The organism is Sulfuriflexus sp., from assembly GCF_032250955.1.
Lineage (GTDB): Bacteria > Pseudomonadota > Gammaproteobacteria > AKS1 > AKS1 > Sulfuriflexus.
On sequence record NZ_JAVVES010000019.1, the window covers coordinates 1 to 11,092 of the forward strand.

An 11,092-nucleotide genomic window follows, 5' to 3' on the forward strand; every position below is an offset into this window, starting at 1 on the left:
GCCTTGGCTGTCGTAGTTTGACAGCTTAGGCGAATGGCTAGTTGTTCCATCAGAGGGTAGGATGAGGGGATATATGTTTACCTCGGATATTCTTTTTATTAAAGATTTTTTAATTTTTAAAGGCAGTTGTTTTTTTTTCGCGCTTCCCCGGCGCGAGTTACTTTCTTTGCTCGTGCAAAGAAAGATAACCAAAGAAAGCACGCCCCACGACTTGCCCCTTTAACAAATTTCATTTGTTAAAGGGGTACCCTGTGTTCCTCGCGAAAACGGGCGCTGACCCTGAGGTATCCCCACATAATTTCGATCAAAAACAAACAGTTAGACAGTTATTGATAAATAAAGTGAACATACATGGTGCATAACGATCTCATGTTTTGTCTAGAAACAAAGGGATCACACCATGCATGTCACCAAACTATTAAATACGCATTTAAGTAAACAGTGTCAAGCCATACACAAAAAACGCTGGGCAGCTTTAATGGCCGTTGTTGATGCGCTGATTATTGGCAAAAAACTCACTGTCACAGGATTGGGCAGAAGTATCAAAAATACGGTTTACACAAAGCACAATATAAAACGTGTTGACAGACTTGTCGGTAACTCGTCCATCAATCAGGCCAGTATCATGATTCATCGTGCCATGGCAGAGCAGATCATTGGCAACCAAAAGCAACCTGTTGTACTGGTTGATTGGTCAGACTTAAGTGCTGATGGTGAGTTTCACTTATTACGCGCGTCATTGCCTATCGGTGGACGCGCACTGACACTTTATGACGAAGTCCATGAGCAAAAACGGGTTAACAATAATAATGTCCACGAACGATTTTTAGAAAGATTAAAAACCTGTTTGCCCTCTCATTGCCGGCCTATCATTATTACGGATGCCGGTTTTCGTACGCCGTGGTTTAGAGCAGTACAAGCCATGGGTTGGGATTTTGTGGGTCGGATACCCGGCAAAACGATGATAACACCACACGCGAAAGCTGACTGGATACGCTCTGAGCCTATCTTTGAGACAGCCACCGCACGGCCGCGTTACCTTGGGTTTGTAGATATTGTGCGTCGAAGTCCTTTACCTTGTCATGCTTATTTACTGAAACGCTTACCTAAAGGCCGCAGCAAGAAAACACAAAAAGAACAACGTTGCATAGGGGCTAGTAGCAAGAAAAATGCGCATCGTGAACGAACACCTTGGTTGATTGCCACCTCATTAGCTGGAGGGGCTTTGATAACTAAACGTGTGATAAGTCTTTATAAAACACGAATGCAAATTGAAGAGTCTTTTCGTGATGTCAAAAATAGTCGTTGGGGGTTTGGTTTTAATGAAGCACGCGCGAGCACGGCAAAACGTTATGAAAATTTATTGTTAATTGGCACCTTGGCGACGTATGTTGTGTGGCTAGTCGGCAAAGTGGCAGAGTCAAAAAATCTACATCGACACTATCAAGCTAATACAATTAAAATGCGCAATGTTCTATCCACTTTTTACCTCGGTTGTGAGGTATTGAGAAAACAAGCGCTAGATTTTCGTCGAGAAGAGTACCAATCAGCATTGCGAACGCTGACTCAAGATTTTAAGAGCCAATGTTATGGGTGATTATGTGGGGATCCCTCAGGCGCTGACCTCAGAACCGCTTCGCGTTTCATCAGGCACTTCCTGAACTCACTTTGTTCATTCTGGTCGCGTAACTCGCGCTGTGCTCCGCACTGATCGCGCTCAAACAGTGCTCGCTATGATCCCGTTTCCGCTGTGGTACTCGGCTGCGTCAAAGGGGGGAAATAAGAACTCACAATGCCTTCGCACGGGGGAAGCGCGAAAAAAACAACTGCCTTTAAAAAATGTAAAAAGCTCTTAGAAAAAGAAAATCAAAACAGCTTCGCTATTTCCTCCTCAAATATCGACTACACCAGTAATCCCGCTTGCCGGAATACTTTATCAACTTCGCCTTATATTTCCCCCAGTCATCATTACCGGCACGGCCACGGTAATTCTGATAGCGGTATCTGGCCATTTTGCATTTGGCGCGAAGCTGGTCGAAACTGAGTTTGGGCTCAGCTTTCTTTTTACGTATTGCTTTACGTTTTTTTCTTTTACGTTTCTTCGGCGGGGTGTAGTCAAACTGATGCCAGTCATAATCATTGGCCTGTTCGATGTTGATCTCACTGTGGGGATGTTCTGGTGCGACGTCGCTATAGGTACTGCGACCGTACTCATCAGTAGAGTGGTAGACGGGGCCGGCCTGTAATGGTGCAGCAAAAAGCAGGTAGAGCAAAAGACTGAAGCGGACCATCCGTGGTCTCCTTCTGCATGATTGAAGGACTATCCTAGCGCCATGAAAAAGAAAACGCACGCCATCAGCAGGCGATAATTCCTGTAGGCAAATCCGGACGGCCCGGCAAGCTCTGGCGCAGGCCTAGATGGAGTCCGGGTAGTGGCTCGGGTAAGGTGTCCGGGCTATGCCGCTATCGACAGCGGCGCGCGCGACTGCCGCGGAAACAAAGTCTTTCAGGCGCGGGTCGAGTGGCTTGGGAATGATGTAAGCGGGACCAAAACGCAAGGGCTGATCAGCGTATGCCTTGATGACCTCGGTGGGTACGTCTTCACGGGCGAGCGCGGCTAGCGCGTTGACGGCGGCGATCTTCATTTGCGTGTTGATGCCGGTGGCGCGGACATCGAGTGCGCCCCGGAAGATATAGGGAAAGCCCAGCACGTTATTGACCTGGTTCGGGTAATCGGAACGGCCGGTACCCATGATGAGGTCGTCACGTACAGCCAGGGCATCGGTCGGGCTGATTTCAGGGTCGGGGTTGGAAAGGGCAAACACGATGGGTCTGGCGGCCATGCTCCTGATCATATCCTGGCTGACGAGGTTTGCCCCTGAGACGCCGATAAATACATCAGCACCCTGCATCGCCTCTTCGAGGCTGCGTTCCTTGTGCGCGCCGGCAAAGGCCTGTTTTTGCGCATTCAGATTATCACGACCTGAATGCACCACCCCGTTACGGTCACAGAGCAGGATATTGTCCTTCTTTGCGCCCATGGCGATGAGCATTTGCATGGAGGCGATACCGGCGGACCCTGCACCGAGACAGACGATACGGGCCTCGCCAAAGGTCTTGCCCTGCAGTTCGAGGGAGTTTTTCAGGCCGGCGGTAATGATAATGGCCGTGCCATGTTGGTCGTCATGAAAGACCGGGATATCGAGTTTTTCGATCAGGCGTCTTTCAATCTCAAAGCAGTGCGGGGCGGCAATGTCTTCAAGGTTGATGCCACCGAAGCCGGGGGCGATCCGGGCCACGGTGTCGACAAAGTCATCCGGGTTGTCAGTGTCTACCTCGATATCGAAACAGTCGATGTCGGCAAAGCGTTTGAACAGCACACCCTTGCCTTCCATAACGGGCTTGCCGGCCAGCGCACCGATATTGCCAAGGCCGAGCACGGCCGTGCCATCGGTAATCACGGCGACGAGATTACCCTTGCCGGTGTAGCGATAGGCATTTTCGGCATCTGCCTGGATCTCGAGACAGGGCGCGGCCACTCCCGGGGTGTAGGCCAGCGAGAGGTCTTCCTGTGTGGCACAGGGTTTGCTCACGGCGGTTTCGAGTTTGCCGGGTTTGGGTTCGGCGTGGTAGCGCAGGGCGGCGGTTTTCAGATCTTCGGACATGGGTAATCAGGACCTTGAGTAAAGAGCGGGCATTTTACACGGATCGGCAGGATTGCGACACGCCGGTTTATCGCACGACCTTCAACAGCATGCCAGCGGGCGGTTCGCCCTGCGGGTAAAAGTGGTTGAGCAGGCGCAACAGGCTCTCGGCATCCGTGGCGAGAGGCGAGTCCTTGGCCAGTGCGGCAAAGCGGGTGGAGGCGCCGGCAGTAATGATATGCAGGCGGCGGGCCTCGGCAAGCTGGCGCTCATCGCTTCTCAGGGTGCGGAAGCTTTTCGCCGTGTCGATAATCAGGCGGTCGAAGCGGTAGGGCTTGTCGCTGTCTTTTGCCACACCCCGAAATACCCAGGCCTTGTCTTTCAAGAAGATGACGATATAGCGCGCCAGGCGCTCGCCGTAGGGTGTGCGGCCGTGGACCAGTGCGGTATAGCCTTCCAGGCCATGGTGGCGGAAATCTTCGCCTTGTTGCAGGTCGCTGAGCTTCAAGCGCTGCAGCATGAACTCGCGTGGGGTCAGCCGCCGGTTCAGGTCGAGAGCACTGACCTGGAGCAGGCCGTTGTTCTGCGGGGCGATGGCGACGAGCTGGTCCGGCTGATTCTCGATGCGCCAGCCTTCGGGGAGGCTGAGGGTGATGTTCAGTTCCTGGTGATAAAAGCGGTTCTGATGCAGGACGCCCTGTTCCTCGCTATCTCCATAGACGAGACCTTCTAGATGGCCGAGGAAAGTGCCACGATCGACGTGCTTCAAGGTCTTTTGTGCTTGCAGCGCCTGCGCCTGGCCGACAACTTCTTGCAGGCGCTTGTCGTTATCCGGGTGGGTCGCGAATACGCCATGATAAACGCGTGGCTCACGGCCTTCGCGTTCGGCGAGTTCACGGTCATAGACTTCCTGGTTTTTCAGGACGCGAATGACCTCGAGCATGGCCATCGGCTCATAGCCGCTGCGGGCCAGGTACTCGGCGCCGAGCCGGTCGGATTCGAGTTCATGCTCACGGCCATAGCCGCGTACCAATGCCGTGCCGATGATGTTAAACAGGTCACCGGCACCCTGCACCCCGGTCTGTGAGGCCAGGACCCCGGCAAGGATACCGGTTGCCGTGGCGGCACTGTGCTGACGGATGCCGTGGCGTGCAGTCACATGTCCAATCTCGTGGCCGAGCACGGCGGCCAGTTCGGCCTCGTTATTCAGGTAGGCGAGCAGGCCACGGGTAATGTAAATATAGCCGCCGGGCAGGGCAAAGGCGTTGACCTGGGGGCTGTCGAGGACAGTAAAACGGTAAATCAGGTTACTGCGGTGGCTGACGGCAGCCAGGCGTTCGCCGACGCTTTGGACATAGTCCTGCAGTGCGGGATCTTTGTAGAGGCCGAACTGTTTGATGACTTCGGCATGGTTATCACGGCCGATGGCGATTTCCTGGTCTTCGCTGAGCAGGACAAAATCCGATTGCCCGGAGACCGGGTTTGTCGCGCAGCCGGCTGTGAGCAAGAGACTGCCGACTAACAGCAGCATGCTGACAGGGAAGAATTTATTGAGCGTTTTCATCATCATGATTATATAGACCTCCATTACTCATTATCTATCACCTCAAGTGCATAGGGATGATGCACCTGCATGCGTTGTTTACCCTTGCGCGCGTAGATCCAGCCACGCGCGATCACGTGCCTGCCGGCGAGGGCGCGCGGGCTTTCCTGCTCAAACCACCGCAGGTCTTTTTTCGCGATACGCAGGGCCAGGCCACCGGCCATGTTCAGCCACAGATTATGTCGGCTCTCGCCAATACGCACGACCCTGCCGCGCACGATGGTAAACCCGCGGGCATGGCGCGAGAGGTTGGCTGAGTCGCGAATCCCCGGCTGGGCCCAGAGGCCGCGTTGCTGGTGACGGGCGCGTTGCTCTACACGGGCATAGCAATCGAGCCCGGTCAGATTCGGCGGTATGGCGATCAGGCTGGCCAGACCGGCATCAAGCAGGTGGGCGCTGATGCTCTCACCTTGTGGTGTATAGGCGTGGGCCAGCAAGCGACCGTAACGATCACGTTGTTGTTGCCCATAGCGCAGGCTGATTTGCTGCTCGTGCCGGGCCAGCAGCGTGATCAGGGCCTGGCGGGCCTCGCTGGCCAGCGGTTCGGCAGGGCGCTTATCGCGGGCCATTTCCGGCGTGTTGATGCCGATAAGGCGCACCTTGTCACCGGAGTGCAGGCGCACGGTATCCCCGTCATAGACATAACTGACGCTGGTCTTGACGTCGATATGCGAAGGCGGACACTGGCTCCCGGCCAGTGCGGTCGGACCGAGGCAGAGCAGCCAGAGGCCGAAATAAAAAAGGCGTCCACACTGGGACGCCTTTTTAGGAAATGCCTGTGGCATCGTCGTGCGCAGGATCAGCTCTTGCGACGGCCGTACTTCTGCTTGAACTTGTCGACGCGGCCAGCGGTGTCCAGCAGCTTCTGCTTGCCAGTGTAGAACGGATGGCATTCCGAGCAGACTTCGACGTTCATGCTGTCACCCGCGAGGGTGGAACGGGTCTCAAAGCTGTTACCACAGCTGCATGTGACCTTAACGGTTTCGTATGTAGGATGAATTTCCGGCTTCATATCTGTGTACCTTGGGAATTTCTGGCGCGCCCTGGCGCACGGTTAAGGGCGCGAATAATACGGAAAACCGGCCCGCAGGGCAAGCCCTAATGACCGCAGTGGCTATTTCGGCCGGGTGGACAGGGGCCGGAAAGCAATGATTTGTGCAGCCGGTCGGTCTTTGCACAGTAAATGCGGCTTTTCGAGGGCCTGAAGGGTCTCAATCATGCCGTTTTCACCGGCCAGCTTGTCCCACATCATGGCGTAGATATCGAGACAGGCAGCCATCGGGTTACTGCTGCGCGTGCGGATGGTATCGATACGCCATTGCAGTCCGCGCAGGCGGTTACGCGAGTGGGCGGGGGTAGAGGCCAGAAACTCCTCGATCACCGCCCGGCGGGCGGCTTCGAAGGCATCAGGGTTCTCTCTGGCCAATCTGCTCCAGTCGTCAAACCCCATTTCGGTATAGAGACTGCTGTTCATGGTGCTGTCCATAGCGGCCGAATATAGATTGATGATTACCGGATTTTCCGGGCGTGTCAAAACGTGGTTCTACGAGCTATGTCACTCAGTTAGTTAGGTGATTTTTCGAGAAAAATATTAAGATTCAGGTGTCGTGTGTCTCATAAAAAAACCCGACCACCGGGCCGGGTTTTTTTACAGTGGTTTGTGAGAGAGTTGTTAGCCGCGCTTCATCGAATCGAAGAATTCGGCGTTGTTCTTGGTCGCCTTCATCTTGTCGAGCAGGAATTCACTGGCAGCAAGGTCTTCCATCGGGTGCAGGAGCTTGCGCAGGATCCACAGCTTTTGCAGTTCGGCCGGGGCGGTAAGCAGTTCTTCGCGCCGTGTGCCTGAGCGGTTCAGGTTAATGGCCGGGTAGATGCGTTTTTCGGCGATGTTACGGTCGAGGTGCAGCTCCATGTTACCGGTGCCCTTGAACTCTTCGTAGATGACATCGTCCATACGTGAACCGGTCTCGACCAGCGCGGTGGCGAGGATGGTCAGTGAGCCACCTTCTTCGATATTTCGCGCGGCGCCGAAGAAACGCTTCGGGCGTTGCAGGGCATTGGCATCGACACCACCGGTCAGGACCTTGCCGGATGAGGGTACGACGGTATTGTAGGCGCGGCCGAGACGGGTGATGGAGTCGAGCAGGATCACCACGTCCTTTTTGTGTTCCACCAGGCGCTTGGCCTTTTCGATGACCATTTCGGCCACCTGCACGTGGCGACTGGCCGGTTCATCAAAGGTTGATGAGACCACCTCACCGCGTACCGAGCGGGACATTTCGGTTACTTCTTCAGGACGCTCGTCGATGAGCAGGACGATCAGGTGACAATCCGGGCACTTCGCCGTAATCGACTGGGCAATGTTCATGAGCATCATGGTCTTGCCGGCCTTCGGCGGCGAGACGATAAGGCCACGCTGTCCCTTGCCAATCGGCGAGACCATGTCGATGACCCGCGCAGTGATATCTTCGCTACTGCCGTTACCGATTTCCAGGGTGAGCCGTTCACTCGGGTGTAGCGGGGTCAGGTTTTCGAACAGGACCTTGTTCTTGGCATTTTCAGGCTTGTCGAAGTTGATGTCCTGTACCTTGAGCAGGGCGAAGTAGCGTTCGCCATCTTTTGGCGGTCGAATCTTGCCGGAGATGGTGTCACCGGTGCGCAGGCTGAAGCGGCGGATCTGGCTGGGCGAGACGTAGATATCGTCAGGTCCGGCGAGGTAGGAACTGTCGGCGGACCGCAGGAAACCAAAGCCATCCTGGAGGATTTCGAGAACGCCGTCGCCGTAGATGTCTTCGCCACCTTTCGCGTGGGCCTTGAGAATGGCGAAGATAATGTCTTGTTTCCGCGAGCGAGCCATGCCTTCGACTTTCATTTCTTGAGCCATGACAACAAGTTCGGCGGCGGATTTTTGCTTGAGTTCAGTTAGATTCATGATGTTTTTTGATTGGTTTTGGGGGAGGGTGGTCGGTGCTTTGAGCGATCAGAAGGGCAGATCGTACACGCCGGACCCTCGACGGGTTGGATTAAAGGTTCTATATATGAGGTTTGGTTAAAACAGTTCTTGTCTGGTTTGTCGGGGCAGGTTATTCAGGCGGAATTTACCGGGGATTTCTACGCCATGCGTTTCCGACGTCTGCAACACTAGCACCAAATAGCGGGCGCGTCCAGAAAGACTGCACGCGCCCGGATTGTTCAGATATTACTGTCAATAAAGGCGGTTAACTGTGACTTGGATACGGCACCTACCTTGGTCGCTTCGACGTTCCCACCCTTGAAAATCATCAGGGTCGGGATGCCACGGATACCATATTTAGGTGGTGTCCCCGGGTTCTCATCGATATTGAGCTTGGCGATGGTGATCTTGCCGGCGTATTCCGCACTGATTTCATCAAGGATGGGCGCGATCATCTTGCATGGACCGCACCAGTCTGCCCAGTAATCGACAAGAACAGGGCCTTCGGCATTAATGACATTCTCTTCAAACGTGTCATCTGTGACATGAACGATACTGTCGCTCAAAATATTGCCTCCAATGTTTAAATCTTTAGCTATTTTTAAAGATATTTGTTTATGGTGTTCTGCCAGACAGGCAGGTATCGGGATGTATTCATCTGTATAAACTAGGATTTGAGCCTAATCAGATTAGTATTGCAAGCCCCATGGCCGCTTTAATTCTGCTATGCTCCTTTCCCCATGAGTGAAAAACACCTGACAGAAACCCGCTTTTCTTCTTTCGAACTGCCCAGGGAACTCCTGCAAGCCATTGATGAAGCGGGTTTTTCGTATTGTACGCCGATTCAGGAAAAGACCTTGCCGCTTGCCCTCGCAGGCCGCGATGTCGCTGGTCAGGCACAAACCGGCACCGGTAAAACGGCCGCCTTCCTGTTGGCAACCATGGCGCTGTTGTTGCGCAAACACCCGACCGGCAAGCGCAAGCCAAACCAGCCACGGGCATTGATTCTGGCACCGACACGCGAACTGGCTATCCAGATCCACAAAGATGCCGAACAGCTCGGCAAACACACCAGCCTGAAACTGGCCCTCGCCTATGGCGGCACAGGCTACGAGACGCAAAGGCAGACTATTGAAGAAGGCTGCGATATTCTTATTGGCACGCCGGGGCGCATTATCGATTACTTCAAGCAGCACGTCTTTAATCTGCAGGAAGCGCAGGCCGTCGTGCTTGATGAGGCGGACCGCATGTTCGATCTCGGTTTTATCAAGGATATCCGATACCTGTTACGGCACACGCCCAAACCGGAAAAGCGCCTGGGTCTGCTGTTTTCGGCGACCTTGTCACACCGCGTCATGGAGCTTGCCTACGAACATATGAACAACCCGGAAAGCGTGGTGATCGAGGCCGAGAGCATGACCGCGGATCGGGTCACGCAGCTCGTTTATCACACCGCCAACGAGGAAAAGATACCGTTGCTGCTGGGCTTGATGAAGAGCCGCGACCCGAGTCGTTCAATCGTCTTTACGAATACCAAGCGTGCCGCCGAGCGGGTTTGGGGTTACCTCGAAGGTAACGGCATCGGTGCCGGTATCCTCTCGGGTGATGTGCCACAGAACAAGCGCCAACAGCTGTTGAGTGACTTTACCGAAGGCAAGCTGCCGGTGCTGGTGGCGACCGACGTGGCCGCGCGCGGCCTGCATATCCCGGGCGTCAGTCACGTGTTTAATTTCGATTTGCCGGATAACAGCGAAGACTATGTGCATCGTATCGGCCGCACGGCGCGTGCCGGTGAATCCGGTGACGCCATCAGCTTTGCCTGCGAGACCTATGCCTTCAACCTGATGGATATCGAGGAGTACATCGGCCATAAACTGCCGGTTGGCTACATTGATGCCAGTCTTCTGGTTGAGCCGAAACCGATGGTGAGGCTCGAGCGCAAACCGCGTCCCGATCGCGGTGGCCGGCCCGGGGCCGGCGGCAAACCGCAGCGTGGCCGCAGCGGACCACATAAGGCGCGTCGTCAGAGTTCGTAAAGCGGAGGATAAAACCGCCCTGAACAGCATTTCACCCCCCCTCATAAAGCTGCTAGTATCAAACAGATAATAAAGAAACCGGGAATCATCCCCGAGCTTTTTGACACATAATTCTATTGGCTGAGAGCAAGTGCCTGAACTGTTGAGGAAAATAACCGGCCGGTTCGGGAAGCGGCAGCTTCTCTGGGTAGTTAATGTGTTGCTGTTGTTTCTCGTTATACAGGCAGTTGCCAACTTGCCCTGGCTTGAGTCGACGCAGGAAGACGCGGCTACCCAGGCTGTAGCGACAGTGGCGATAACCCCCGGAGCTTCGCCACAAGTTCTGGCACGGCGAGTTGCCAATTGGCATCTCTTCGGTCAGGCTCAAAGCACCATAACAACAGGCCACCCGCCGGTCGCGCCCGAAACCAGGCTCAACCTGGTCCTGCTTGGTGTGATTGCATCTCCCATCCAGAAGAATGCTGTAGCGATAGTGGCCGCCGGGATTAATGCACCGGATAAAAGCTATGCTATTGGTGACCGCCTGCCGGGTGGTGCTACAGTCGATGAGATATACAGGGACAGAGTCATTATTAGATACCGCGGGCGTGTCGAAACCCTGACCCTGCACAGAAAGAAACTCAGTGATAAAGAATTAAGCATAAAATAATAAAATGGCATGTAGAGGTCGTGAAAAAAAAACAGGACAAGAACAGTCCGGGCCTGTTCGGTGGAACGGGTCAGGGTGGTCGATTTTATGTTTCTGTGTTCAGGTGTGATTGCCGCTGAACATTTTTCATCCTGATGGTGAATCCACATGGGCTGCTGGTAGAACAATGATGAACAAGGCTTATAAGATTTTTTTCAACTCAGCGTT

11 protein-coding genes are annotated in these 11,092 nt (G+C 54.2%); 3 read left to right on the forward strand and 8 right to left on the reverse strand.

Annotated features, from left to right (window positions below):
• Positions 1 to 400 precede the first annotated feature (400 nt).
• Positions 401 to 1,597, forward strand: a complete 1,197-nt coding sequence (locus RQ738_RS05095; RefSeq protein ID WP_314162586.1) for an IS4 family transposase — start codon at positions 401 to 403, stop codon at positions 1,595 to 1,597.
• A gap of 283 nt (positions 1,598 to 1,880) precedes the next feature.
• Here RQ738_RS05095 and RQ738_RS05100 read toward each other — a convergent pair whose 3' ends face one another.
• The 8 genes from RQ738_RS05100 to trxA form a co-directional block, all read right to left on the reverse strand.
• Positions 1,881 to 2,291 (reverse strand): DUF4124 domain-containing protein, encoded by a 411-nt coding sequence (locus RQ738_RS05100; protein ID WP_314162587.1) that lies wholly within the window; start codon positions 2,289 to 2,291, stop codon positions 1,881 to 1,883.
• Between the two features lie 123 nt (positions 2,292 to 2,414).
• Positions 2,415 to 3,665: a malic enzyme-like NAD(P)-binding protein gene (locus RQ738_RS05105; protein WP_314162588.1), complete on the reverse strand. Its 1,251-nt coding sequence runs from the start codon at positions 3,663 to 3,665 to the stop codon at positions 2,415 to 2,417.
• Between the two features lie 67 nt (positions 3,666 to 3,732).
• The gene (locus RQ738_RS05110; RefSeq protein ID WP_314162590.1) at positions 3,733 to 5,214 is read right to left on the reverse strand and encodes a M48 family metalloprotease; all 1,482 of its coding nucleotides are present in this window, start codon (positions 5,212 to 5,214) and stop codon (positions 3,733 to 3,735) included.
• A gap of 17 nt (positions 5,215 to 5,231) precedes the next feature.
• Complete coding sequence (locus RQ738_RS05115; RefSeq protein ID WP_314162593.1) at positions 5,232 to 6,032, reverse strand: thermonuclease family protein; 801 nt, start codon at positions 6,030 to 6,032, stop codon at positions 5,232 to 5,234.
• 14 nt (positions 6,033 to 6,046) lie between these two features.
• The gene (rpmE, locus tag RQ738_RS05120; protein ID WP_314162595.1) at positions 6,047 to 6,259 is read right to left on the reverse strand and encodes a 50S ribosomal protein L31; all 213 of its coding nucleotides are present in this window, start codon (positions 6,257 to 6,259) and stop codon (positions 6,047 to 6,049) included.
• A gap of 102 nt (positions 6,260 to 6,361) precedes the next feature.
• Positions 6,362 to 6,721: a DUF3135 domain-containing protein gene (locus RQ738_RS05125; RefSeq protein ID WP_314162598.1), complete on the reverse strand. Its 360-nt coding sequence runs from the start codon at positions 6,719 to 6,721 to the stop codon at positions 6,362 to 6,364.
• Positions 6,722 to 6,919: 198 nt separating this feature from the next.
• Positions 6,920 to 8,179: a transcription termination factor Rho gene (gene rho, locus RQ738_RS05130; protein WP_314162599.1), complete on the reverse strand. Its 1,260-nt coding sequence runs from the start codon at positions 8,177 to 8,179 to the stop codon at positions 6,920 to 6,922.
• Positions 8,180 to 8,439: 260 nt separating this feature from the next.
• On the reverse strand, positions 8,440 to 8,769 hold the full coding sequence (trxA, locus tag RQ738_RS05135; protein ID WP_409929528.1) for a thioredoxin TrxA: 330 nt from the start codon (positions 8,767 to 8,769) through the stop codon (positions 8,440 to 8,442).
• Positions 8,770 to 8,940: 171 nt separating this feature from the next.
• On the opposite strand from trxA, the gene rhlB reads away from it, so the two are divergent.
• A complete protein-coding gene (gene rhlB / locus RQ738_RS05140; RefSeq protein WP_314162603.1) occupies positions 8,941 to 10,236 on the forward strand; it encodes an ATP-dependent RNA helicase RhlB in 1,296 nt (431 codons plus the stop codon).
• Positions 10,237 to 10,441: 205 nt separating this feature from the next.
• The gene (locus RQ738_RS05145) at positions 10,442 to 10,885 is read left to right on the forward strand and encodes a type II secretion system protein N (protein ID WP_314162606.1); all 444 of its coding nucleotides are present in this window, start codon (positions 10,442 to 10,444) and stop codon (positions 10,883 to 10,885) included.
• The last annotated feature ends 207 nt before the right edge of the window (positions 10,886 to 11,092 follow it).